21 protein-coding genes are annotated in these 25,754 nt (G+C 60.8%); 5 read left to right on the top strand and 16 right to left on the bottom strand.

Annotated elements, in window-relative coordinates; translation table 11 throughout:
* Nucleotides 1-11 precede the first annotated feature (11 nt).
* The 3 genes from C4J90_RS17735 to C4J90_RS17745 form a co-directional block, all read right to left on the bottom strand.
* Nucleotides 12-2,999, bottom strand: a complete 2,988-nt coding sequence (locus tag C4J90_RS17735) for an RHS repeat-associated core domain-containing protein (RefSeq protein ID WP_124420474.1) — start codon at nucleotides 2,997-2,999, stop codon at nucleotides 12-14.
* Nucleotides 3,000-3,137: 138 nt separating this feature from the next.
* On the bottom strand, nucleotides 3,138-3,431 hold the full coding sequence (locus tag C4J90_RS17740; RefSeq protein ID WP_124363679.1) for a BolA family transcriptional regulator: 294 nt from the start codon (nucleotides 3,429-3,431) through the stop codon (nucleotides 3,138-3,140).
* Nucleotides 3,432-3,436: 5 nt separating this feature from the next.
* Nucleotides 3,437-3,955: a DUF2059 domain-containing protein gene (locus C4J90_RS17745; protein WP_003236690.1), complete on the bottom strand. Its 519-nt coding sequence runs from the start codon at nucleotides 3,953-3,955 to the stop codon at nucleotides 3,437-3,439.
* 192 nt (nucleotides 3,956-4,147) lie between these two features.
* On the opposite strand from C4J90_RS17745, the gene C4J90_RS17750 reads away from it, so the two are divergent.
* The gene (locus C4J90_RS17750; protein ID WP_124371345.1) at nucleotides 4,148-5,536 is read left to right on the top strand and encodes a class II fumarate hydratase; all 1,389 of its coding nucleotides are present in this window, start codon (nucleotides 4,148-4,150) and stop codon (nucleotides 5,534-5,536) included.
* A gap of 569 nt (nucleotides 5,537-6,105) precedes the next feature.
* A complete protein-coding gene (locus C4J90_RS17760) occupies nucleotides 6,106-7,407 on the top strand; it encodes an IS4 family transposase (RefSeq protein WP_124420475.1) in 1,302 nt (433 codons plus the stop codon).
* A 148-nt stretch (nucleotides 7,408-7,555) separates the two neighbouring features.
* On the opposite strand, the gene C4J90_RS17765 is transcribed toward C4J90_RS17760, so the two are convergent.
* The 11 genes from C4J90_RS17765 to C4J90_RS17815 form a co-directional block, all read right to left on the bottom strand.
* The gene (locus C4J90_RS17765) at nucleotides 7,556-8,512 is read right to left on the bottom strand and encodes a DMT family transporter (RefSeq protein ID WP_124363682.1); all 957 of its coding nucleotides are present in this window, start codon (nucleotides 8,510-8,512) and stop codon (nucleotides 7,556-7,558) included.
* Between the two features lie 75 nt (nucleotides 8,513-8,587).
* The gene (locus C4J90_RS17770) at nucleotides 8,588-9,547 is read right to left on the bottom strand and encodes a fimbrial protein (protein ID WP_124420476.1); all 960 of its coding nucleotides are present in this window, start codon (nucleotides 9,545-9,547) and stop codon (nucleotides 8,588-8,590) included.
* Nucleotides 9,548-9,584: 37 nt separating this feature from the next.
* Nucleotides 9,585-10,121 (bottom strand): fimbrial protein, encoded by a 537-nt coding sequence (locus C4J90_RS17775; protein WP_124420477.1) that lies wholly within the window; start codon nucleotides 10,119-10,121, stop codon nucleotides 9,585-9,587.
* 11 nt (nucleotides 10,122-10,132) lie between these two features.
* A complete protein-coding gene (locus C4J90_RS17780; protein ID WP_124420478.1) occupies nucleotides 10,133-10,612 on the bottom strand; it encodes a fimbrial protein in 480 nt (159 codons plus the stop codon).
* 43 nt (nucleotides 10,613-10,655) lie between these two features.
* Entirely contained in the window at nucleotides 10,656-11,138 is a 483-nt protein-coding gene (locus C4J90_RS17785; RefSeq protein ID WP_124420479.1) for a fimbrial protein, read from the bottom strand.
* Between the two features lie 10 nt (nucleotides 11,139-11,148).
* On the bottom strand, nucleotides 11,149-11,730 hold the full coding sequence (locus C4J90_RS17790; RefSeq protein ID WP_124420480.1) for a fimbrial protein: 582 nt from the start codon (nucleotides 11,728-11,730) through the stop codon (nucleotides 11,149-11,151).
* Nucleotides 11,731-11,747: 17 nt separating this feature from the next.
* Nucleotides 11,748-12,509 carry a fimbria/pilus periplasmic chaperone gene (locus C4J90_RS17795; protein WP_124363688.1) on the bottom strand — a complete coding sequence of 254 codons (762 nt, stop codon included), beginning with the start codon at nucleotides 12,507-12,509 and terminating at the stop codon, nucleotides 11,748-11,750.
* Nucleotides 12,506-15,109, bottom strand: a complete 2,604-nt coding sequence (locus tag C4J90_RS17800) for an outer membrane usher protein (RefSeq protein ID WP_164484558.1) — start codon at nucleotides 15,107-15,109, stop codon at nucleotides 12,506-12,508. Before C4J90_RS17800 ends, C4J90_RS17795 begins: the two co-directional genes overlap by 4 nt.
* Before the next feature lie 20 nt (nucleotides 15,110-15,129).
* Entirely contained in the window at nucleotides 15,130-15,690 is a 561-nt protein-coding gene (locus C4J90_RS17805; protein ID WP_124363689.1) for a fimbrial protein, read from the bottom strand.
* Between the two features lie 51 nt (nucleotides 15,691-15,741).
* On the bottom strand, nucleotides 15,742-16,263 hold the full coding sequence (locus C4J90_RS17810) for a fimbrial protein (RefSeq protein WP_124363690.1): 522 nt from the start codon (nucleotides 16,261-16,263) through the stop codon (nucleotides 15,742-15,744).
* A gap of 444 nt (nucleotides 16,264-16,707) precedes the next feature.
* Nucleotides 16,708-17,475 (bottom strand): TSUP family transporter, encoded by a 768-nt coding sequence (locus tag C4J90_RS17815; RefSeq protein WP_124420481.1) that lies wholly within the window; start codon nucleotides 17,473-17,475, stop codon nucleotides 16,708-16,710.
* Between the two features lie 110 nt (nucleotides 17,476-17,585).
* Between C4J90_RS17815 and C4J90_RS17820 the strand changes: the two genes are divergently transcribed.
* Nucleotides 17,586-18,455, top strand: coding sequence for a LysR substrate-binding domain-containing protein (locus C4J90_RS17820; RefSeq protein WP_124420482.1), 870 nt, complete (start codon nucleotides 17,586-17,588; stop codon nucleotides 18,453-18,455).
* Nucleotides 18,456-18,746: 291 nt separating this feature from the next.
* Here C4J90_RS17820 and C4J90_RS17825 read toward each other — a convergent pair whose 3' ends face one another.
* On the bottom strand, nucleotides 18,747-19,931 hold the full coding sequence (locus C4J90_RS17825) for a thiolase family protein (RefSeq protein WP_124420483.1): 1,185 nt from the start codon (nucleotides 19,929-19,931) through the stop codon (nucleotides 18,747-18,749).
* Nucleotides 19,932-20,159: 228 nt separating this feature from the next.
* Nucleotides 20,160-21,674 carry a polyphosphate:AMP phosphotransferase gene (pap, locus tag C4J90_RS17830; RefSeq protein WP_124407779.1) on the bottom strand — a complete coding sequence of 505 codons (1,515 nt, stop codon included), beginning with the start codon at nucleotides 21,672-21,674 and terminating at the stop codon, nucleotides 20,160-20,162.
* A 154-nt stretch (nucleotides 21,675-21,828) separates the two neighbouring features.
* Between pap and mnmC the strand changes: the two genes are divergently transcribed.
* Nucleotides 21,829-23,820 (top strand): bifunctional tRNA (5-methylaminomethyl-2-thiouridine)(34)-methyltransferase MnmD/FAD-dependent 5-carboxymethylaminomethyl-2-thiouridine(34) oxidoreductase MnmC, encoded by a 1,992-nt coding sequence (gene mnmC, locus C4J90_RS17835; protein ID WP_124420484.1) that lies wholly within the window; start codon nucleotides 21,829-21,831, stop codon nucleotides 23,818-23,820.
* 161 nt (nucleotides 23,821-23,981) lie between these two features.
* Nucleotides 23,982-25,754, top strand: coding sequence for an N-acetylglutaminylglutamine amidotransferase (locus C4J90_RS17840; RefSeq protein WP_124420485.1), 1,773 nt, complete (start codon nucleotides 23,982-23,984; stop codon nucleotides 25,752-25,754).

The following is a 25,754-nucleotide window of genomic DNA, read 5'->3' on the forward strand; positions in this document are numbered from 1 at the left end:
CCTTGTACTTGTCAGGATCGCCGGGCTGCGCTCCAGTTCGAGGCTAGGCTTGTGTACCCGCGCCTGGCATACACTACGAAAAAGCCGCGCCATTCGGTCAGTGCTGCCATCAGGCCGCGGGCCACCCTCACTATCGTGCGAGCGCTCCCGCTTTGCGCAGCCTGGGGCTGGCCCGTCAGCGCAACGGCCAATGCCTCAATCCCGGTCGCGGCCCAGTACGTCCACACCTGATTGAACATTCTGCTCAGCCCGCCGTGCATCAGCGCCGCAGGGTCCGGCGTCTGCACGGTCAGGCCATGGGCATCGTGGACGGCCGTGGAGTGGCCGCTACGAATCATCGCTCCCATCGCCCCGTCGTAGGCTTCAACTGCGGGTGACACATTGGGTTGCATCAGCGCAGGCACTTCGCCGCCGTACACCGCGTTGGCGACGGTGGCGACCGCGTACGCCGCAGTCGCGCCGGCGGTGCGGCCGAGCCTGGCCCGCAGGGGCGTGCTGCCCCAGGATGACCCGGTACCGTGACCACGCATGATCTGCTGCACCAGTTCCCTGGAGAGCGAGCGAACATGCCCGCTCAACCGTTGCACCGCTACGGGGTCCCACTGCTCCTCGGCTTGAACGCTCAGCGTGTCAACCTGGACGGCGTAAGCAACGCCCACGAGGCTTGCCGAAATAGCACCGATCTGTGGCGCCATGCGGGTCCAGTTACCGACGATACCGGTGCTCATATGGAACGTGGCCAGGGCATCCAGCGCGGCGACGCTATAGCGCAAGGCCTGATTGCGTTCCGGCGTGGGCTGGAGGGTGCTGAATACCGCCAGCTCGACACCCGTCGCGACGGCATTGGCGATATAGGTGGATAAACCATCGCGAATCGCGGCCGACGAGGCCGCTTGTATCCTCGAGCGCATAATCCACCCTATATTCGCCAGCCTGCGGCTGATGGAAAGCCTGCGTATTTGTTTGTCCCGGGGCGCCTCCAAAGCCGGGGTTGCGGCCAGCCCTTGCGCATCGTCCCTGGTGACCGGGTTACCGCCAACCATCGCGTACAGGTTCAAGCCATCGGCATCGCCGGTCGGGTCCGGGCTGATCCAGCGGCATAACCACGGTGCGTAGTACCTGTAGCCGTAGTAAGACAGCCCGCTGGCATCGCGCTCCTTGCCTGAATAACGGATGAACCGGTAGCTCACCTCGCTGGCGTTTTTCGCCGCCCACCACGCGGTCCCACCATAGGGGTAATAACTTTCCTGGCTGAGTAGTTGCGCCTGCTCGCCCAGTTCCAGGGTGCTGCTGCCCAAGTGGTCCGACAAGCCGTAACGGATCTGCGCGTCCTGGCGCCCTCCCGAAGGGTGGCGATCCCAAAGCAGGACACGGACGGTGGTGGTTCCGGCATCGAGGTTGAGGACATTCAGTTGCTCCCCCGTTGCGCTGTCATGGCGAATTTCCAGTCCTGGCAAGTAGCGCACCTCGGCGGTGTGCATCACGCCCCGGGCCTGGGCGACCCGGCGTTTGAGGATGCGCTGGCCGGTAGCATCATAGGCGTAGCGTTCTTCATCGTCGTTGCCGCCCGCACGCCGTACCTGCGTAAGGCGCACCAGTTGATTGCGCACATCCCAGCCCATCGGATGGTCGCCTGCCAACGCCTGCAGGTTGCCGTTGTGGTCAAAGCCCTGGCCCAACCCCGGCGCGCTGTTGCCATCGGCCTGGGGCAGAAAATGATTGCTGCCTGCGGCCACGCTCATCTGCCGCGTGAAGCCCGTGCCGCTGCTGGACACATGTTGCAACGTGAGCACGTTGCCGGCGGCGTCATAGCTGAACCGCTGGGTGTAGCGACGCCATACACTGTCGTCAGTCGAGCCAAACGCTACCCTGGCCGGTAACGCCGAACCTTCCGGGTTACCGGCGGTTTCGCGGCCGGTGGCCTTGGTCAGTTGCGACAACGTGTCGTACTCATAAAGGCTGGCCGAACCGACTTGGGTGTTGCTGGACCATTGCGTCGGCTGGGCAAGGTCGTCGATCCGCACGACGTTGCCAACGCCGTCATAGGCGTAGCGCAGGTCTTGCAGCGCCGCGCCCGGTTGTGCGGGCAGATGGGCAGTCATTTGCCGCAAGCGACCATCGAACTCACGGTAGTGCATGGCCCGCACAACGCCATTGCCGGCGCGCTCGCCAAGCACCTGGCCGGCGGCGTTGTAGCGGCGCTCGCCCAGCACCTGCGTACGCACGCCGCCGCTGGGCGTCACAGCGATACTCGCCGGTTGGCCGTCAATGCCGTAGGCGTAGTCGAAGCGATTGCCCTTGGCGTCCGTGTGATGCAACCGCTCACCCAGGGCGTTAAACCCCACGGATGTCTGGAACGTCTCGGGCTCCAGGCGCTGCTCGCGTTGTGCATCGGGCTGCGGCCAATCCAGCGCGGCACCCGCCAGCCGGAAGCGTCGGGTTTGCTGCGCAACCTGCGCGTGCAGCCCATACGCCTCGTGGAACAACGAGCCGCCGCCGTCATCGTGGCGAATCACCCGGCCACAGCGGTTGCGTGCGGCCTCTTCAGCCGAGGATAAAGCATAGGCAAGACGCTCGACGCACCGCGCTTGCTCGTCACTGGCCGCCTGCTCGAACACGGCGACCAGACGCAGATACTGGTCGTAGCGATGAGCCTGGTGCGCGCTCCGCCCATCCCATTCTTCCAGTAAATGCCCGGCCTCCCCCATCAGCGTCAGCCGCCAGCCGGCATCCACGCTGTCGGTGCGCAACGCTTGTCCGCCAAGGCTATAGACCGTGCGTTGGTTGGGCGCAGTGTCCGGCTGTACGCGGGCCAACTGCAACAAACGCGGGTCCCATTGTTCAATCATCAAGCCCGTACTGCCAAACACCTGACGATGAACGCGCACCTGCGGTTCAACCTCTGGACTTGCGCGGTGGTAGTTGATGTTACGAACAATTAACCCACGCGGGTCGACTGCGGCCAGGGACGGCGTGTTTCGATGGATGGAATCAGGCATGACCTCAAGACCTTATTGCTGAATAAGTAGTCCTGAAAGCCTAGGGATGCGGGGGTGGAGCAAGGTGGTGCTGGAGGATGTTTTATGTATCCGGGTACTGGCATCGCCCCGACCCGCTCGCGCGGGTCGAGGCTGCGCTCAATGCCCGCCGGCGCAGGTCGGCGAAGCCGGCGCTGCGTCGATGTTCGCCCATTCTTCAGGCGTGTAGGTATGCAGCGCCAGCGCATGAAACTCGTTCATCAGGTCACCCAGGCTGGCGTAGACCTTCTGGTGGCGCTTGACGCGGTTGAGCCCCTCGAATTGCTGGCTGACCAGCACGGCCTTGAAGTGGGTCTGCAACCCACGGCTGTGCATGTGGCTCTCATCCAGCACACTCAAGTGTTGCGGGTTCAGGGCGGCGAGTGCCGTTTCGATACGCTGTTGCATGGTCATCCTGCTTACTTCTTCTTGGCCGGTGCGGCGGCTTTGGGCGTCAGCTCGTTGGTCATGTCTTCCAACAGCTTGTTCACCACCGGCACGGCGCTTTCCAGCTTGGCCTGGGTCATCTGGGCCGATTGCTGGGTCAGTTGCGGCATTTTTTCCAGGACTTTCTTGCCCAGTGGCGACTGGTAGAAGGCAACCAGGTCCTTGAGCTCCGATTCGCTGAAGTTGGTGGTGTAGAGCTTGACCATGTCCGGCTTCAGCTTCGGCCAGCCGATAGCCTGGTCCAGGGCGGCATTGGCCTTGGCCTGGTAGCTGTCGAGGACCGACTGCTTGGCGGCAGGCGCCTTGGTCTGTTCGAAACGCTGGGCGAACATTTGTTGCACTTGCATGTATACCGGGGTACCCAGCTTGTCAGCGTGGGCCAGGGTAAGGAAGGCTTCGGCACTGGCGTTGTGGCTGGCGGTATCGGCAAAAACCTGGCCGCTGGCGCAAACCAGAGCAACCGCGGTACAGATGGCACGAAGACGAGTCATCGAGTTTCCTTTCTAGCAGGCGAGGTAAAACCCCAAGGGCGACCATTCTGCGCCTAAAAAACCTCGCGGCTCAACCCCAGGCCTTGTCGGGCCTGGTTTTGCGGGGGGCAAATCCGATGAAGCGTGTTTTTTGGAACCCCCTGGGCCGATCACAGCCTAAACTGCGCAAACGAACCTGAAGGAGTGTGCCCGATGAGCCGTATCGAAACTGACAGCCTGGGAGACGTCCACGTCCCGGATGACGCTTACTGGGGCGCCCAGACCCAACGTTCGCTGGTGAACTTCGCCATCGGCGAACAGCGCATGCCGCTGGCGGTGCTGCATGCCCTGGCCCTGATCAAGAAGGCGGCTGCACGGGTCAACGACCGTAACGGCGACTTGCCCGCCGACATCGCCCGCCTGATCGAACAGGCCGCCGACGAAGTGCTGGACGGCCAGCACGACGACCAGTTCCCACTGGTGGTGTGGCAGACCGGCAGCGGCACCCAGAGCAACATGAACGCCAACGAAGTGATCGCCGGTCGCGCCAATGAACTGGCCGGCAACAACCGCGGCGGCAAAAGCCCGGTGCACCCCAACGACCATGTGAACCGCTCGCAGAGCTCCAATGACTGCTTCCCAACGGCCATGAGCATCGCCACCGTCAAGGCGGTTCACGAGCAATTGCTGCCGGCCATCACGGTGTTGTCCGGCGGCCTGGCGGAACTGGCGGCGCGGCATATGAAGCTGGTCAAGACCGGCCGCACCCACATGATGGACGCAACGCCGATCACTTTCGGTCAGGAAGTCTCGGCGTTTATCGCGCAGTTGGACTACGCCGAACGCGCCATCCGCAGCGCCCTGCCCGCCGTGTGCGAGCTGGCCCAGGGCGGCACCGCCGTCGGCACCGGGCTCAATTCGCCCCACGGCTTTGGCGAGGCGATTGCCGCCGAGCTGGCGGCGTTGTCGGGCTTGCCGTTCGTCACAGCACCGAACAAATTCGCCGCCCTCTCCGGCCATGAGCCGCTGGTGACCTTGCACGGCGCGCTGAAAACCCTCGCCGTGGCGCTGATGAAACTCGCCAACGATCTGCGCCTGCTGGGCTCCGGCCCTCGCGCCGGGCTGGCCGAAGTCAAATTGCCAGCCAACGAACCGGGCAGCTCGATCATGCCCGGCAAGGTCAACCCCACCCAGTGCGAAGCGCTGTCGATGCTGGCCTGCCAGGTGCTGGGCAATGACGTGACCATCGGCATCGCCGCAAGCCAAGGGCACCTGCAGTTGAACGTCTACAAACCGGTGATCATCCACAACCTGCTGGAATCGATCCGCCTGCTGGCCGATGGCTGCAACAACTTCCAGGAACACTGCATCGCCGGCCTAGAGCCAGACGCCGAACAGATGGCCGAACACCTGGAACGCGGGCTGATGCTGGTGACCGCGCTGAACCCGCATATCGGCTATGACAAATCCGCGCAGATCGCCAAGAAGGCCTATGCCGAAGGGCTGACATTGCGCGAAGCGGCGCTGGCGCTGGGCTATCTGACCGATGAGCAGTTCGACCAGTGGGTACGCCCGGAGAATATGTTGGAAGCCGGGCATTAAGCGCCAAAGGCAAATGTGGGAGGGGCTTGCTCCCATGGCGGCTCGACAGCCGAAGCCTCTCTAACTGACGCCCCGCAACCAAAATGTGGGAGGGGGCTTGCCCCCGATGGCGGTGGTTCAGTTGCCAATGCGCACACTAACCCACCGCTATCGGAGCATAGGTATCTACACAACTTGGTAGCAGCAGCCTACGCTAACCACGATGCGAAGCGAGCCGCTCTTGATCTTGCTCTTAGGCGCCCCGTTAAACCACGCTGGCCGGAATTCGACAGTGATTTGGGGGGTAAACCGGCAGGGATGCCGGTTTAGCCGCCCCGCGCCATGGATGGCGCGTGGCGGCGGCCCCCCCAAATCACTGTCGGATTACGGGCACACCGAGCCTAGGCGAGGTGCCGAGTGGTGGGGCGAGGACCTTTTGGTTACTTTTGGGTCCTTCCAAAAGTGACCCGCTGTAAGAGCCAGCCCTTTCAAGGTCTTTGATAAAATCCCGCAAAACTCCGATCAGGGTGACGAAAGCGATGTGGGCAGAGGTTCTAGCGCGGTTTGAGAAAAAAGCACCGACCAGTGTCATGACCAGAGTGGTATTGGAGCAGGCTGTTCCTGCTGAGTGGGTCGACCAGGTGTTCGAAGAGCACCGTCAGCGGCAGTACCCACGAGAGCTTTTGTTTTCAACCATCGTTGAACTGATGTCCCTTGTTTCATTGGGTTTGCGACCTTCGCTGCATGCCGCCGCGCGACAGATGGAAGATCTTCCTGTCAGCTTGGCGGCGCTGTATGACAAGGTCAGTCGTACAGAGCCTGCGCTACTGCGCGCCCTGGTTACCGGTAGCGCAGAGCGTTTGGCACCGACGATAAAAGAACTGGGGCACACAGCCATTTTGCCTGGCTGGCAACTACGGGTCGTTGACGGTAACCACCTGCCTTCCAGCGAAAAGCGTCTGGGCGCTTTGCGCCGTGAACGAGGCGCCGCCCGGCCTGGTTTTTCCGTTGTGGTTTACGACCCCGATCTGGACCAGGTCGTTGATCTTCAGCCTTGTGAAGATGCCTATGCCAGCGAACGCGTCAGCGTGCTGCCGTTGCTGGAAAAGGCCAACGCGGGGCAACTGTGGATGGCTGATCGACTCTACTGCACGCTCCCAGTCATGGAGGCCTGCGAAGATACCGGGGCCTCGTTCATCATTCGCGAACAGAGCAAACATCCACGCCTGCTTAAGGAAAGCGACTGGCAGCTGCCTATTGCGGTCGCGGCAGGCAGCGTGCGTGAGCAAATCATCGAAGTAAAAGGTGGACGCCAGTGGCGGCGAGTCGAACTGAGCCTGCAAAACCCCACCGAATCCGGCGACACCACGCTGCTGTTCTGGAGCAACTTGCCCGACTCTATCAGTGCTGAGCAAATCGCCGATTTGTACCGCCGTCGCTGGAGCATTGAAGGGATGTTCCAGCGCCTGGAAGCGGTGTTGGACAGTGAAATCGAAACCTTGGGCAACCCTAAAGCAGCCCTGTTGGGATTTGCATCAGCCGTGTTGGCTTACAACGTTCTGGCCGTGCTCAAACGCAGCGTCGAGCAGGCTCATCGCCAGACTTTGCCCGACGATTGGGAGGCATCGATTTTCCACCTGACGGTGCAGGTACGCAGCGGTTACGAGGGAATGCAAATAGCTTTGCCAGAATATTTATCCATCCCTATCCCCGCAGAGGGATTGGCCCAGTACCTGCTTGCACTTGCTCGAAATATCCAGCCCAAAGCGGTCGTCAAGAGCAAACGGGGGCCGAAGGTGCCTAAACCCAAGGAATGGCTGGAAGGCAAAGCCGCGAATGCCCATGTGTCGACGGATCGGGTGCTCAAGGCCGCTAAAATCAAAAGACCTTGAAAGGGCTGGCTGTAAGAGCGGAACCGCCAGCCGCCCTTACCGCAGCAACGGATATGTACTCGCTCTGATCCAACATCACGGTCGGCTGTCAGGCCGCCATCGGGGGCAAGCCCCCTCCCACATTTGGATCGGCGTACCGCTCAAATACTCATGAAGCCATGCGCAATCGCCGGGCCCTGAGCCCGGCCATCAATGACGGCGCCAACGCCACCATCGCCGAGCCGATCACCACCACCAGAGCGCCAAAATATCCCAAGGCATTGATCGCTTCGGCCTGCACGAAATCCGGCCACAGCCACGCCGCCAACGCCACCGCCACAAAGGTCACCAGCGGTGTCAGCGCCAGGGTCGCGCTGACCCGCGAGGCCTCCCAGTGGGCCAGCGCCTCGGCAAACGCGCCGTACGCCACCAGGGTGTTCATGCAACACGCCAGCAGCAGCCAGCCCTGCAGCGGGCTCAGTTGCAGCGCCTCCAGCGGGTGCGCCCAGGGTGTGAGCAACACGGCGCACGACAGGTAGATCACCATCATCACCTGCAGCGAATTCCACACGGTCAACAACTGCTTCTGGCCCAGGGCGTAAAACACCCAGATGCTGGTCGCCAGCAGGACGGTCAATACCCCGGCGGTGTAGCTGCCCATCGAGGTGAGCAGTTCCAGCAGGCGCTGGTTGAAGAACAGCCCGAAGCCAACGATCAATATCACCAGCCCCGCGCCCTGCCCCAGGCTGAAACGCTCCTTGAACACAAATACACTGGCAACCATCAGAAAAATCGGCCCCATCTGCACCACCAGTTGCGCGGTACCGGGGCTGAGCATTTTCAGGCCGACCAGATACAACACGTAGTTGCCGACCAGCCCACACACCGCCATCGCCACCAGCCAGCCGCCCTTGGGGCCGAGCACCTTGCGGCTGGGCAAACGCCTGGTCGCCGCAAGATAAATAAACAAGCAACTGCCGGCCACCACCAGGCGAAACCAGGTGACGGTGATCGGGTCCATCACCTGCAATACCTGTTTGAGCTTGATCGGCAGAATGCCCCAGAGCAGCGCGGTCAACAGGGTCAGGAAAAAACCGTAGACCCAGCGGCCGGAAGAAATGTGCATGAGTGCCCCGAATGCCAGAGGAAGTGGAACCGGCATTCTATGGGCAGGCGGTGAGCTTTGGGTATCACGCTGTGTTCATGGCACGCCCATCACCAGTACCCCGCTGCCGCTGATGGGGCCGGCGGCCGGCAATGAACCCGCTCGACGTACCAGGGAAAACGTCACGTCGTCCCCGCCCGTACTGTTGGTGATTTGGGTCAGGAACGAACCGTTCACGGGCACCGCCGCCCCTCCACGAACGAGGGCCGTGCCCACGTCGGCATTGGTCATCATCAGTAAGCGCGAATCGAACCCGGTGCCGGTGCCTTTGTAAGTGATGGTGATGGGTGAATTGATCCCGCCATCCGGGCATGAATAGGTGAGCCTGCGGTTGCTGACGATGGACGATGTCAGCGGGTCGGTGCCGATGGCGCGCTGGTGCACGTTGCCGAAGTTGATTTCGATGGGATTGTTGTTATTGATCGTGCAGGTAGACGGGGAAACGGTGAAGTTGTTGTTGGCGGTGTAGGTGACAGTGAGTTGCGGCCGGCTGCCGTCGAAGTTATTCGAACTGGTGAGACGTAACACACCAAGATTATCTCCCCTTTGAACATTGATGGGCTTCGTCGGAGAGTTACGCATCAAAATATAGGGAATGACATCAATAGGGTAACTTGCCAGGTTGTCAGGCAATGTGGCGATAAGTATTGCATTCGGGACTGGCGTATTTAGGTGTGCCCCGTTTATTCGTAAACCCGTGCCTTCATCGCTGAATTTGGGGCCAGGCGTCCAGGCGGTTCCTGCAGCGTTGCCCGTTCTCCAATAATCAATCCACCAGGACGGGCTCTGGGAGCCAGGTGAAAATCTACATTCAAGCCGCGCACCTTCCATCAGGATTCTCGTCCGATCTTCCGTCAAACGAACGGTAACGGGCACACTCAAATTTGGATTTCCGGTTTGCCAGCCACCTCCATTAACCCGACAGTCAACAGCCTGCGCGGTCGTCGTAACGCCAGTCAACACAAGAAGCGCCATCGCGCCAAACAGTCGTTTCATTTTGATCTCTCGCTGCTCTGCTCTACCCGGCCACAGCCTATGGATAGTCCAGCGTAAAAGTTGAGGTCACCGTGTACGCACCGTGCCCGATGGTTTGATTCTGGAGGGCTCTCGGCTCGCCTTGCACATAGGCCTTGAGCTCGATGGCATTGCTGCCGTCGCTCAAAACCTGTCTGTCGCTGACGGCATTCAAGGGCAAGGGTTTATCGCTCAGCGTCTCGATGCCGACGCCAATGCCAGAGGCGCCGCTGCCACCGTCCAGCGCGAGCAAGCCGGGAAGCTCGCGGTTTTCGACTCCACCGAAGGTGATGGTCACCGAGTTGCCGATCGTGGTGTCACAGTCTTCCAGGTGCAGCTTGAAACGCTTACCCACCGAGCGCGTGTTGATATAGAGGTGTTTGCTGGTCAGGTCCCAGAGTTCCAGCGTAATTGCCTCGTCGCCAGGGCGCAGGGTGCACGCCTCTTCGACCAGGTTGCCTTTGAAACGCAGATTGTCCGCCGCGTGCCCCATGGGGATCAGGCCGCAGATGAGCAAGAGTGCCAGGCCGTGCTTGTGAACCCTTTGATATCGCATCGATTCAGCTCCTACTGGTATTCGGCCAACAACGTGGCCACCGCCGTGAAACTGGCGGGAGGCAGTGTTGCGCCGGGCTGTTGCACCGGCACCACCTCCAATGTCGGCGGTGACGACAGGGTGATATCCAGCGGCGTATTGAGTGAAAATGGCAGGTTATTCTGAAAAACCCGAATGCCCAGCGCAGGCACACTGGTCTGCACCGCTGCACCATCAAACGCCGTGGGGGTGCCGTTGACGCTCAGTTTCAGCGCCCACGGCAGCGTGTCGGTGCCGCAGTTGATCGCGTAGCCGACGCCCCTGCGATATCTCACGCCGTCGACGCGCTTCACCCCGACATCGCCAAAGTCGACTTCAATGGTGTTGCCCGCGTCGATGGTGCAGGGCGGCGGCTCATTCAACGTGCCGCTGAACGTCACGTTGGCCGACGCGCCACTGCACAGGCCGATGGCCCACAGGGCGAGCAACGCTCGCGGCTGCCAAGCTGTCATGGGTCGTTCCTCTTGTTATCCGTAGCCGTTTTATCGGTAGCCATCATTGGTAATCGACCACCAGGGTCGCGGTCGCGTCGAAGGCCCCGCCGGTCAGCGTGCTGCCCGCACGCTTGACCGGCACCGCCTGCACCACAGGGAAATTGGGGTAGGTAAAATTCACCGCCGTGTTCAACGGCCAGTCAGCGCCATTCACAAACAGCCTGACCCCAAAATCGGCCTTGCGGGTCGAGAGCACGCGATTGTCAAACGACGCCACCGTGCCCTTGAGTTCCAGGGTCAGCGCATTGCTGAACGGCGAATCACAGGTGACGGTATACGGCACACCGCGACGGTAGTTGACCCCGTCGACCCGTGACGTCTGCAGGTCATTGCCAAACGGCACATCGAGGGTGCTGCCACCGTTGATGACGCACGGCGGAGGCGCAATGATCACCGCGCGAATGGTCAAGCTGGTCTCGGCCTGTACGCCCTGGCTGACCGCCAGCAACACGCCGCCGGCGATCAAACCGATTGATTTAGCCATCGCTGCACCCTTATTCATAATTGAGCCTGACTTCCACGACGGCCCCGAATGCCCCGCTGGTCAACGGCGCAGCGGTGCGCGTGGGCCGCACATTCCAGGTCTGGGTATTGCGGCCCACGGGCAAAAACAGCGGCTGGCCGCGTGTGCCCAGTTGCACGTCCCGGCCGAGGGCATCGGTCAACTGCAGGCCCATACCGGTGACGCCCTGCACTTTGACCAGCCGTGGATCGTCGGCATCGGCCGGCGCCTCGAACAGCACCGACAGCACCGGTTGGTAGGCGCTCCAGATCAGGTTCCCCGTACGCTCATTGCGTATGCGGCCGGCGGTGCGCAGACAATCGGTGAACCGCAGCTGAAAGGCCTTGGCGGTCGCCTGGTCACCGGGGCGTTGCAACTGGCTAGTCGATACCGCGTCCAGATCGACGGTCTGGTGCAGGGAGCTCATTTCCAGGCTGCAAGGCGACTCATGCATGGAGCCGAGCACATTGAGCATGCCGCTCATGCCTTCGATATCCTCATCATCCGCAGCCTGTGCCCCCATCGCCATGACCCATAACAGGCCGCCCAGGACCTTCACTTTTTGCGACTTCATGACGTTCTCCAGCAGCATTACTCATTCGCCGGCGCGGCCTGGGGGTTCACCTTGCAAGTGTCGCCCGTGCAACTGAAGGCCAGCACCGGGCGCCCGCCGTAATCGTTTACATAGGCCAAATAAGGGCTTGTCCCCAGCGCCTTGGCCGTGGCCCCCAGGGTCAGGACGCCCTTGGGTGGCACCATCAGTGGCGTAAAGCCGGGCACGGTTTTACCGTCCTTGCTGCTGCGCGCATCCACCAGGGTCACGTAGTACGGCGTCGGGTTATTCACCCGGTATTGATCGCCTTCGCGGGTCAGGGTCAGTTTCTCCTGCCAGGGGTTGGACAAGTCCTGCTGACTCGGCGCGATGGCTTGCGGTCGGTAGAACAACTTGATGCGGGTTTGCAGGGCAATCTGCAGGGTGTTGGACTTATCGCTGCGCGGCGGGATCTCCCGCAGGTTGAAGTAGTACACCGTCTCCCGATCCTGCGGCAGCGCCTTGGCCGCCGGCAATGCCTGGACTTTCACCTGGCTCTGTTTGCCCGGCTCCAAGCGTTGCACCGGTGGGAGCACGATCAACGGTGTGGTGATTTTCTGACCGGCTTCATCCTCGATCCAGCCCTGGGCCAGGTACGGCAGCTGGGTGTTGTTGTTGGTGATGTTCACGCTGGTGGCGTCTTTGCCACCGTCGAAAATCACTCGGGTACGGTCCAGGCCCACCGCCGCGTTGGCGCTCTGGCTCAAGCCCAGGGCCAACAGCGCGAAGGCCGGGAATGTGGAACGTGTGGTCGGTCTCATGAGGCTGTGTTCTCCGTATCGGTAGGCTTGCCGGTCAGCCCGGCGGGCTCGGGCAAGGTTGGGTCAGCGGCTACCACCTGGCAGCGCAATTGCAGGGCGTCGGTCAAGCCATCGGCGGGCAAGGTGGCGGGCAGTGTGAGCAGGCAGCGCTCGTCGCCGCCCCAACTGACGGACATCTGCTCGCCGGCCTGGATGCCGCTCAGGTAGACGTGGCCGCCGTCATTCACAATGCCGGTGTCTTGTTGCTTGAGGTTCTTCACCGTCGCGCCGAAGGGCGGCGAACTGCCATCCGCCAGGCGCAGCACCGCCATGGCCTTTTCGCCGGCAATCACGTCCAGCGAGCGATAACCGATCGCCCCTTCGGTGAGCGTCAATTGGGTGACCGATTGAGTGGCTTCGACGTTGCTCGGCAAGCGCTCCAGATCGACGCTGGCGGCGGTACGCTGGTAACTGCTGATATCCGAGATCACGGCCTTGCCGAAGGCATTGCTGCGGGTCGGCGCGCCATAACCGCGTACGGGCACATCGGGCACCCCGGTGGTGTCGACCATCAGGCGGGTGCCGCCGGTGCTGGTGGTTCGATGGAGCGCGGCACCGTGGGCCGTGAGCGTGGCACCGCCGCGCGCAGAGACACTGAGGCTGCTGGAACCGCCCTGCTGCCGGCTGGCGCTTAGATCGACATCAGCGTGATCGCCCATATGGCTCAGGTAACCGCTGGCAGACGTATCGCTCGCGCTGAGCTGGTAGCTGTTGCGCTCATCGAGGCGATCGCTGTAGCGCGTGGCAATATTGTTGTTGCCGGCGCCTCGACTGGCATCCATCGAGAGTGTGCCGGTACGCCCCAACGGCAGGCTGACCGTCAGCGCCATGCCGTTATCCTTATAGTTATATTCCTGAGTGCGGTACATGTTCAGGGACAGGCTCATGTTCTTGACCGTGCCCACATTGAAGTAGCGCGACAGCGACAGGTTCCAGCGCTGCGTGTCCGGCCGGTCCCAGTAGGTTTGCTTGTTGTAACTGGCGTAGACGGTGGCGCCCAGGTCACGAAACTGCTTGTTGACCGTCACCGTATACAGCGCCTTGCTGCCGCCGATAGGCTTCCACCCCTCATTGGGGTCCCGATAATCGCCACGCCCGCCGAGTTCGCCGTTCAACCCGTAATACCGGGCGTCCAGGTATTCACTCATGCTCAGGAAGTTCTTCTCGGAAAAGCGGTAGCCGGCGAATGTCACCTGGCTGTCGTACTGTTCGAAATTCTTGGAATATTGAAGGCGGTAGGATTTACCCGAGAGCGTCTCGTTCCACACGCTGGCATGGGACTGCGTGACATCCAGCGAGACGGCGCCGAACGCCAGCAAGTCGCGGCCCGCGCCCACGGATAACGCCCGATAGTTGTTATCGGTGATCCCCCCACCGAACAACGACCAGCCATTGCTCACGCCCCAGGAAAACTCTCCGGTCCCGAAGACGTTTCCATCGGAGCCGTTCTGCAGATTGGAAGGTCGCCCGCTCGCCAGCTTGTAGCGGACCTGGCCTGGACGCGTCAGGTACGGCACACCGGCCGTGTTGAGTTGGAAGGTATGGACCGAACCGTCCTGTTCTTCCACGCGCACATCCAGCTTGCCGGTCACCGCATCATTAAGGTCCTGAATGCGAAAAGGACCGGCCGCGACCAGCGTCTCGTAGAGCACACGCCCCTGCTGGCTGATGATGACCTTTGCATTGGTCTTGGCCACCCCGACCACTTCCGGCGCGTAACCGCGCAAGTTGGGTGGCAGCTGGCTTTGATCCGAGTTAAGCGAGGCGCCGGTGAAGCGGAAGCTGTCGAACAGGTCCGAATACAGGTAGCTCTCACCCACCACCAGGCGCGCCTGCAGCGCCGGAATGGCGCGATACGCGTAGTAGCGGCTCCACTCCAGCTTCTGCGGCCCGGCCGCCTCTTGCCGGCCACTCTCCACCCGCCCCTGCCAATCGGCCCTTATGCGCCAGGCGCCGGCATTGGCCCCGACGGTGCCGTTGCCGCTGAGATTTTTGCGCTGGCCGTCATTCTTCTGGTAGTTGGACTGCGCCGTCAGGCTGTAGTCCACCAGTAGCCCCGGCACCCCCTCGTCCCAGCGCGAAGGCGGGTCCCAATTGATGGCGTTGTACTCAAGGTAAGCCTGGGGCAGGTTAATGCTCAGGCTCGAGGTGGCCAGGTCGCCACTGACTTCCATGCCCGGCAGGCTGGTGATATCCAGGCATTCGCCGTCCCTCCACCAGGTCAGTTTGCCGGCATCCGCCGCTTTCAGGCCCAGTTGCTCGACAAGACTGTGCGACAAGCAGGCCTGGCTGCCCTTGGGATCGTTATCGGGGGGATAGAACGCTACCGATTGCTCAGGAATAGATTGGGCGTTCAGCTGCACCGCCATCGAATAAGTGCCAGGCAGAATGAACCCGCTGCGTGCAAATTGAGACAAGTCAATATTAGTGCGATCACTCAGATCAAGAACGTCGGTATTGAACTCGATATCTGCGGCGCCCATTGCAGTGCCCGCCAATGACATCAACCCGCCCAACAGTCCGGGACGGAACGTATTTTTGATTTTCGACGTATTCAACATGCAAGCCTGTCCATCACTGTTCAAAAGTATTCCAACTTGAACCGCACCGCGGCACTGTGAGCCCCAACCGCCAATGGCAAGCCGTTGCCGACCAGGAAAAACCGGTAGTTGAGTGTCATGTCGCCCTCCGCCAGTGGCACCGGTGCCATGCGTTGCCCCGGACGGCTTTCCTCGCCGGCAGCGTCCACGATGTGCAGGGCAACCCCCTGCGACTCGCCAAAGACCGCGAAGGAAAGCCCTGCCCTGTCGGTGGGGCCATCGAACGTCACGCGCATGTGCTCCCAGTCCGGCAGGGTTTCACCTGGGCGCAACGGGTCGGGGCGGGTCAACGAGCAATTGACCAGACGCAACTGGAAGGGATGGTCTTCGCCCCGTGTGTTGCGCAGGAGCCGGCCAACCGGTTCGGGCGGCATTTCGATGGTTTGATCGATACTGCCCAGTTCCAGCCCGCAGGCAGAATCGATCACTTCCCCTCCCAGCAGCACGACCCCATCGCCTTGCGCAGACGCCTGGGCGACCACGCAAGGGCTGATGAACGTCGTCAATGAAGAGGCGATAGCCAGACGTATGAATGTTTTCACCTGGATCTCCCGTCAGCGCTCCCCCGCCACACTGGGTGGCGGGGGCACGACTTACTGATAAGCCAAGGTGAAATTGGTGACCGCGCTGAAATCGCCAGGCACGATCGGGGCTGAGGCGGCGCCTTGTACATATGCACCGAACTCCAGGGTGTTATCCCCGGCGGAAATGATTTGCGGGGCGGTAGGCACCCCCAACTCAACCGGGGCGCCGCCATGGGTCATCATGATGCCCACGCCGCCAGCACCGCCGACCGTACCGATCGCGCCCGGTACAGCGCCGGATGGTGCGCCGGTGAAGGTGGTGGTGACGGTGTTGTCAGTGAGGCCCGTCAGATCGCAACCTTCCAGTTCAATCAGCACACGCCGGGCCTCCGACTTGCCCCCCGATTGCAACTGATGCTTGGCAATCGCCCCCAGGCGAACAGTTTGATCAACGGAGTCAGGCTTGATAGAGCAAGCGCCCGAATGGACCGACCCCAAAAACGTAACCGTTCCATCCGCCGCATGCGCCATGGACATCGAACCGGCCAGCAGACCGACAGACAACAGCACAGCTTTCATTTTGGTTTTCATCTACAGATTCCCACTTAACAAGTGTCATTAAGAAGCCCTGTCACCGTTAGGCACAGGGCTGGTTAAAAAGCGGTTTCACCCATGCATTGAGGGGGGTGTTCCTGAGCTGCTTTTCCAACTTTTTGTATTGCATTTCAGGACCACACTCAACGCCGGGCAAGTGTCCGCCTCACACTTGAAGAAGTAAGCCAGCTGTTTCGTTTAACGATGTAGCCTTTGCATATCAAGGCGCGCAGGAAAATTATGGCACTTTGCCAAAACTTTGAAAACGACTGAAGGAATGGGACTACACGCGAGTTAATGCGAATAGTTTAGAGCAGGACATAGCCGTAAGAATAGGGCTACACGCACTAAACAAACAACAAACTTTATTGGGGATTTGCAACCAAAGAATATAGCTGCGGAGCGAGGGGTATGTCCGAACGGATAGGTGATGGCAACGGACTACGAACCGAGAGCCAGCCCCATTCTTCCTATTAAAAATATCAGCAGAATCAAAAAAAACACCCTGATAAACCTGCTGCCATATCTTAGCGCCAGGAAAACCCCGGTCAGGGAACCTGCAATATTACACAGGGCAACCACTCCACCTATCGCCCACAACACGTTGCCGGACGGCACAAAAAATATAAGGGCCGCGCTGAACGTGCCTAAGTTAACCAGTTTTGCAGAAGCTGAGGCGTTTAGAAAATCAAAACCGAAATATTTGACGAATACAAAGAGTAATAGACTGCCGCTACCGGGCCCAAACACGCCGTCATAGAAACCAATTACACCACCGAAGAAAATGCCCAACAAAACTTCCCTGGTGCCGCAGTGCTTGTGTGAGCTCGCCAATCCTAAATCTTTCTTGATAAACGTGTAGCCTGCCATAGCTATCAAAAGAAAGAACACAACGTACTCCATCAACCTTTTAGGGATAATAGAGACGGACATGGCCCCAACAAACGCAAAAATAAAAGCCGAGACCATGGTGGGAAGCATTAATTTCCATATGATCTTTATTCTTTTCAGGTAGCTAAATATAGAGGAACAATTCCCTGCCAATACAGCAAGTTTATTTGTTCCAAACACCGTGGCGAGACTGTACTGAGGTAAGGCGTGCAGCAGCGCTGGCAATTGTACAAGCCCTCCGCCGCCAACCGCAGCGTCTATTAACCCGCCGCAAAAAGCAAAAAACCCTAATGCAATCACAGCGTATTCAAAATCCATATAATATATCCGACCAGCATTTGGGTTCAGGGCTAATAACATAATTTATTGATTAGCTTGCAACAAGTAACTTATACTGAGCCCATCATTCACTTTTAGTGAGCAATGGAATGGAACTCTCACAACTGACTATGTTCAAGGTGGTTGCCGATCAAGGCAGTATCATTCGGGCCTCCGAACTGTTGCATTGCGTTCCGTCAAACATAACAAACAGAATAAAAGCGCTAGAGAAGGAGCTTGGCGCTTCCTTATTTATACGAAAGGGCCGAGGGCTTGTTATCAGCCCTTCCGGACGATTGTTTCTAGAATACACAAATAAAATCTTGTCATTGTGCCAGGAATCTCGAAGAGCGCTTGACCCTGCATCAGTGGCTTGCGGGGTATTGAAGATTGGTGCAATAGAGTCTGCTGCGACAGGAAGACTGCCCAAGCTGCTGTCCACTTATCATCAACACTACCCCGCCGTGCAAATGGAATTCAGTACGGCAACCTGGCCACAGTTGGTGAATGATGTGGTTGACCTTAAGCTGGATGGCGCGATCATTGCTATGAGCCCTGAGCACGCAGATATTGAATGTGTGGAAATCTACCAGGAAGAGCTCGTGCTAATTGCGTCGGCGTCTGCAGGGACAATTCGAGGGCCGCGGGATCTTGGCGGGAAAAACATATTCATGTGGCCCGAAGGATGCCCTTACAGGAAGTCGCTGGAAAACTGGCTGGCTGATTGCGGCGTAGCGAACGCCATAACAAGCATTGCCAGTTATGGCACCATACTCGGGTGCGTCAGTTCAGGGGCGGGCGTATCGTTAGTGCCTAAGGGCGTGTATGAGCAGTTTCGGAAAATGGGTGGAATCAGCGGTTATGAATTCAGTGAGTTACTACCTATAACAAACTATTTCATCTGGAATAAAAACGTTAAAGTTCATCCTGCAAAAGATAAGTTTGCAGCCTTGCTGACGGAACAGTTAAAAAACCTTTGATCTTTTCCATGCAGGATGGCTTACGTGCAACGCTGCCCGTTCTTGATCGAACATCATGGTCGGCTGTCAGGCCGCCATCGGGAGCAAGCCCCCTCCCACATTTAGGTCGCGTGGCATCAGTTAGAGAGGCTTCGGCTCCCGAGCAATCACAGGTTCAGGGCTGTGCCAAAGTTGTGTAGATACCTATGACCATCGGGGGCAAGCCCCCTCCCACATTTGGATCGCGGGGGCATCAGTTCAGGCAGTCGTCGGCTGCCGAGCCGTCAGACTCCTGCCTTCAGTGGCCGCGCACTAGCGCACAGCTTCAAACAACCCGGTTGCCCCCATCCCGCCGCCCACGCACATAGTGACGATGCCATAGCGTAAATCACGTCGTTGCAGTTCCCGCACCAGGTGCCCCACTTGCCGCGACCCGGTCATGCCGAATGGATGGCCGATGGCGATGGAACCGCCGTTGACGTTGTATCGGGCATTGTCGATTTCCAGGCGATTACGGGCGTACAGGCACTGTGAGGCAAACGCTTCATTGAGTTCCCACAGGTCGATATCCGCCACCTGCAAGCCTTTGGCCTTGAGCAGTTTAGGCACCGAGAACACCGGGCCGATGCCCATTTCGTCCGGCTCGCAACCGGCCACGGTAAACCCGCGAAAGAACGCCTTGGGTTTGAGCCCCAGCGCCAGGGCTTTTTCCAGGCTCATCACCAGGGTCATCGAGGCGCCGTCGGACAGCTGCGACGAGTTACCCGCCGTCACCGAACCGTCTTCGGCAAACACCGGCTTCAGGCCACTGAGGCTGGCCAGTGTGGTGTCGGGGCGATTGCAGTCGTCGCGGTCGACCACGCCATCGAGTACCTGCACCTGACCGGTGTGCTTGTCTTCGACGCTGTACTTGACCGCCATCGGCACGATTTCATCGTCGAACAGGCCATCGGCCTGGGCCTGTGCCGTGCGCTGCTGGCTTTGCAGGGCGTACAGGTCCTGGTCCTCGCGGCTGACCTGGTAGCGCCGCGCGACGATTTCGGCGGTCTGGCCCATGGGCAAGTAGATACCCGGCACCTGCTCTTTGAGCAGCGGGTTGATCAGGTGGTCGGTGTTGACGCTCTTCATGGTCAGGCTGATGGATTCGACGCCGCCGGCGACGATGATGTCGCTGCAACCCGAGGCAATCTGGTTGGCCGCGATCGCAATCGCTTGCAAGCCCGACGAACAGAAACGGTTGAGCGTCATGCCCGCCGTGCCGGTGCCCAGGTGTGACAGCACCGCCACGTTACGCCCGATGTTGTAGCCTTGGGCGCCTTCGTTGGAGCCGGCGCCGACGATGCAGTCCTCCACCGTCGCCGGGTCGATGCCATTGCGGCTCAGCAGCGCGTTGACGCAATGGGCGGCCATGTCATCAGGGCGAGTCTGGTTGAACTTGCCGCGAAAAGACTTGGCCAGGCCGGTTCGCACGCTGTCGACGATCACTACTTCACGCATGGGGCTACCTCGATCTTGTGGTTGTGGATCGAGGATAGAGCCGGGCCCTGGGCAGGCGCGATGATCATTCACTGCATGGATGCAAAAGCATGAGGCCGGGATGATGTGTGGAGATCAAATGTGGGAGGGGGCTTGCTCCCGATAGCGGTGGGTCAGCTTCGAATATGCTGGCTGATACACCGCTATCGGGAGCAAGCCACCTCCCACATTATCGAGCGAGGCGGCCCGCTATTTCTTTTTCTTCTTGTCGTGCTTGTCGCTCTTGGCAAACGCGTCTTCCAGTGCGCGGTTGAGGGTGCGCAGCACCTTGATCCGCGCCCAGCGTTTGTCGTTGGCTTCCACCAGGGTCCAGGGCGCGATTTCAGTGCTGGTGCGGTCGACCATGTCGCCCACCGCCGCACGGTAGTCGTCCCACTTGTCACGGTTGCGCCAGTCGTCTTCGGTGATCTTGAAGCGCTTGAAGGGAATCTCTTCGCGGGCCTGGAAACGCTCCAGCTGGGTGTCCTTGTCGATGGCCAGCCAGAACTTGACCACGATCACCCCGGCATTGCGCAACTGCTCTTCGAAATCATTGATCTCGCCATAGGCGCGCATCCAATCGGTCGGGGTGCAGAAGCCTTCGATGCGTTCCACCAGCACCCGGCCATACCAGGAGCGGTCGAACACGGTGAACATGCCCCGCGCCGGGATCTTCTGCCAGAACCGCCACAGGTAGGGCTGGGCGCGCTCGTCTTCGCTGGGCGCGGCAATCGGCACGATGTGGTACTGGCGCGGGTCCAGCGCGGCGGCCACGCGGCGGATCGCCCCGCCCTTGCCGGCCGCGTCGTTGCCCTCGAACACACTCACCAGTGCGTGCTTGCGCATGCGTTTGTCGCGCATCAGACCGGAGAAGCGTGCCTGCTCGGTAATCAGCTGTTCTTCGTAATCGTCCTTGTCCAGACGCAGGCTCAGGTCGAGGCTGTCGAGCAGGCTTTTCTGGTCCACCGACGCGATCAACGGCGCCGGGTTCATGCCGCTGGCCTTGCCCTTGGGCAGTTTCAAGGCATTTTGCAGGCCCTCGAGCAGAATCTTGCCCACGGTGAGCCCACGGTAATTGGGGTCGACCCCTTCGATCACATGCCACGGCGCATAGTCGCGGCTGGTACGGCGCAGCACGCGTTCGCCAAAATGCACGAATTTGTCGTAGGTCTCGGACTGCTGCCAATCCAGCGGGCTGATGCGCCAACTGTGCAGCGGGTCATCGGCCAGCGCCTTGAGCCGCGCCTTCATCTGTTTCTTGGACAGGTGGAACCAGAACTTGAAGATCAGCGCACCTTCATCGCAGAGCATTTTCTCCAGGCGCTCGGCCCCGGCGATGGCCTGGTCAAGACGGGCGTCCTTGATCTGGTCGTGAACGCGGCTTTGCAGCATCTGGCTGTACCAGTTGCCGAAGAAAATCCCCATGCGCCCCTTGGCCGGCAATTGCCGCCAGTAGCGCCAGGCCGGTGGGCGCGCCAGTTCCTCATCGGTCTGCTGGTCGAAGGTGCGCACTTCGATCAGGCGCGGGTCCATCCACTCGTTGAGCAACTTGACCGTCTCGCCCTTGCCCGCGCCCTCGATACCGTTGATCAGGATGATCACCGGGAAGCGCTTCTGCTGTTGCAGCTCGTACTGCACTTCCAGCAGGGCTTCGCGCAGGGCCGGCACTGCGGCCTCAAAGGTGTCTTTGTCGATGGCGTGACCGATTTCGGCGGATTCGAACATGGGCAGCTCCGTTTCAAGATGGCTCAAGACTAGCGGATTGGGCAGCGGCACGCGGCAGGAAATTCCACCGAGGCTTGCCATGGCTCAATTCATGGCGTGTCGATCGGCTAGAATGGCCGCCTGTGTTTGCCCGCTGTCTATTTATGAGCCGCCCATGACCCCCATCGCCCACGCCCAGCTCGACTGGGACGACCACGGCCGCCCGCATTCGCGGATGTTCGACGACGTGTACTTCTCCACCCAGTCGGGCCTTGAAGAAACCCGCTATGTGTTCCTGCAACAGAACCGCTTGCAGGAGCGCTTCGCCGCCTTGCCGGCGGGCGGGCGGCTGGTCATCGGCGAGACCGGCTTCGGCACGGGCTTGAATTTTTTGTGCGCCTGGCAGCTGTTCGACCAACACGCGGTAGCCGGGGCCCGACTGCATTTTGTCAGCGTGGAGAAATACCCGCTGAGCCACGCTGACCTGCGGCGCGCCCTGGCCCTGTGGCCGGAGCTTGAACCTTATGCCGAGCAATTACTGGCGCAGTACATCGCCATCCATCCAGGCTTCCAGCAGTTGGTGCTGGACCACGGCCGCGTGACCCTGACGCTATTGATCGGCGATGCCCTGGAGCAATTGCCGCAACTGGATGCACAGGTCGATGCCTGGTTTCTCGACGGCTTCGCCCCGGCGAAAAATCCTGACATGTGGACCGCCGAGCTGTTCGCCGAACTGGCGCGCCTGGCAGCACCGGGCTCGACCATCAGCACCTTCACCAGCACCGGTTGGGTACGGCGGCTGATCAACGCCGCCGGGTTCAAGATGAAACGCACGCCGGGCATCGGCCATAAGTGGGAGATTTTGCGCGGGGAATTTCTCGGTTGGCCTGAACACACACCGCGGCCCGTCACTGGCGCGCCGTGGTTCGCACGGCCGGCGCCCGCGCCGAGCGAACGCCGGGCCCTGGTGATCGGCGGTGGGCTAGCTGGTTGCTGCACCGCAGCCAGCCTGGCCGCGCGGGGCTGGCAGGTGTGCCTGCTGGAACGTCACGCGGCCTTGGCCCAGGAAGCCTCGGGCAATCCGCAGGGCGTGCTGTACCTGAAACTGTCGGCCCATGGCACGGCGCTGTCACAGTTGATTGTCAGCGGCTTCGGCTACACCCGTCGGCTGCTGGAGCATTTGCAGCGCGGGGTGGACTGGGACGCCTGCGGTGTACTGCAACTGGCGTTCAATCCCAAGGAGGCCGAACGCCAGGCCCAACTGGCCGAGGCCTTCGCGCCGGACCTGCTGCACCGCGTGGATGCGGCCCAGGCCCAAGCCCACGCGGGTATACCGCTGGAGATGGGCGGGCTGTTTTTCCCCGAAGGCGGCTGGGTCAATCCGCCCGCCCTGTGCGCGTGGCAGACGCGGCATCCCGGCGTGGACGTGCGCTTGCATCAGGAGGCGCTCACCTTGCACCGCGTCGACGGCCAATGGCAGGCCCGCAACGGTGACACGCTGGTCGCCAGCGCGCCCGTGGTGGTGCTCGCCGGCGCCGCCGAGATCAAGCGCTTTCCCTTCAGCGCCGCGCTGCCGCTCAAGCGGATTCGCGGGCAAATCACGAGCCTTGCGCAAACCGTCGAAAGCCGAGCGTTGAGCACGGTTGTGTGCGGGCAAGGTTATGTTGCGCCGGCCCGTTTGGGCGAACACACCCTGGGCGCCAGTTTCGATTTCAAGAGCGAGGACCTCACGCCTACCCTCGCCGAACACGCCGATAACCTGACGCTGCTGCGGGAAATTTCCCCAGCCCTGTTGCACGCCTTGCACGCCGACACTCAGCCGCTTGAAACCCTGGAAGGCCGAGCGGCCTTCCGCTGCACCAGCCCCGACTATCTGCCCATTGTCGGCCCGCTGGCCGATGCGAGCGCGTTTGCCGAGGCGTATGGCGTATTGGCCAAGGACGCCCGCCAGGTACCCGATACGCCGTGCCCGTGGCTGGACGGTGTGTACATCAACAGCGGCCATGGTTCTCGCGGCCTGATCACCGCGCCTTTATCGGCGCAACTGCTGGCGGCGTGGCTGGATAACGAACCGCTGCCGTTGCCCGTCAGCGTTGCCCAGGCCTGCCATCCCAACCGGTTTGCCCTGCGCGAATTGATTCGCGGCAAAGCGCGACCAGCGCCCTGAGCGCGAAACGGCGAAAGCGGCGGTGCCATTAGCTAAAGTCCACTTATAACTTATCGTTCTAAAACTCCCGGGTTGTGCCTGGGGTCAGTTTCTGGGTAAGCGCCCTTTTGGTGCGTATTGAGTATTGACCCCTCCCCAACGGAAAAACCGGTAAGGAACTTATGTGTGGATTAGCTGGCGAGTTACGCTTTGATCATCAACCTGCCGACCTGGCAGCCGTGGAACGCATCACGCATCACCTCGCCCCTCGTGGCCCCGACGCCTGGGGTTTCCATGCCCAAGGGCCGATTGCCCTGGGCCATCGCCGCCTGAAAATCATGGATCTGTCGGACGGCTCCGCCCAACCGATGGTCGACGCCCAACTGGGCTTGTCACTGGCATTCAATGGCGCGATTTACAATTTCTCGGAACTGCGCCAAGAGCTGGAAGCCTTGGGCTATGCCTTCTATTCCGGCGGCGACACCGAAGTGCTGCTCAAGGGCTATCACGCCTGGGGCGAAGCGCTGTTGCCCAAGCTCAATGGCATGTTTGCCTTTGCCATCTGGGAGCGCGATGCCCAGCGGCTGTTCATCGCCCGCGACCGCCTCGGCGTAAAGCCCCTGTACCTATCGCGCACCGGCCAGCGCCTGCGCTTTGCCTCGGCGTTGCCGGCGCTGCTCAAGGGTGGCGATATCAACCCGATTCTCGATCCGGTCGCACTCAACCATTACCTCAATTTTCACGCCGTGGTGCCCGCGCCGCGCACGCTGCTGGCGGGCATTGAAAAGCTGCCGCCAGCGAGCTGGATGCGCATCGATGCGAACGGCAAGACCGAACAGCAAACCTGGTGGACCCTGCCCTATGGTCCCCGTGATGACGAAAAAAACCTGAGCCTGGAAGACTGGACCGACCGCGTGCTCGACAGCACCCGCGAAGCCGTGGCCATCCGTCAACGCGCGGCGGTCGACGTCGGCGTGCTGCTTTCCGGTGGCGTCGACTCGAGCATGCTGGTCGGCCTGCTGCGCGAAGTGGGCGTCGAAGACTTGTCGACCTTCTCCATCGGTTTTGAAGACGCCGGCGGCGAGCGCGGCGACGAGTTCCAGTACTCGGATTTGATCGCCAAGCACTACGGTACCCGCCACCACCAACTGCGCATCGCCGAAAGCGAGATTATCGAGCAGCTGCCAGCGGCCTTTCGCGCCATGAGCGAGCCGATGGTCAGCCATGACTGCATCGCCTTCTACCTGCTGTCGCGGGAAGTGGCCAAGCATTGCAAGGTGGTGCAGAGCGGCCAGGGCGCCGACGAACTGTTCGCCGGTTACCACTGGTACCCACAGGTTGACGGCGCCAGCGACCCGTATGCGGCGTATCGCGAGGCATTTTTCGACCGCAGCTACGACGACTATGCCGCCACCGTCGCGCCGAAATGGCTGACCGCCAACGACGCCGCCGGGGACTTCGTGCGCGAACATTTCGCGATGCCGGGCGCGGACGCTGCGGTGGACAAGGCCCTGCGCCTGGACAGCACGGTGATGCTGGTGGACGACCCGGTCAAACGCGTCGACAACATGACCATGGCCTGGGGCCTGGAAGCGCGTACGCCGTTTCTCGACTACCGCCTGGTGGAACTCTCGGCCCGCGTGCCGGGCAAGTTCAAGTTGCCCGACGGCGGCAAGCAGGTGCTCAAGGAGGCCGCGCGCCGCGTGATCCCCAGCGAGGTCATCGACCGCAAGAAAGGCTACTTCCCGGTGCCGGGCCTCAAGCATTTACAGGGCGATACCCTCAACTGGGTGCGCGAGCTGTTGCTGGACCCCAGCCAGGACCGTGGCCTGTTCAACCCCGCCATGCTCGACCGCTTGCTGACGGACCCACAGGGCCAGTTGACCCCGTTGCGTGGCTCCAAGCTGTGGCAACTGGCGGCGTTGAACCTGTGGCTCAGCGAACAAGGAATCTGA

Source organism: Pseudomonas sp. R2-60-08W, from assembly GCF_003852335.1.
In the GTDB taxonomy this organism is placed as follows: Bacteria; Pseudomonadota; Gammaproteobacteria; order Pseudomonadales; family Pseudomonadaceae; genus Aquipseudomonas.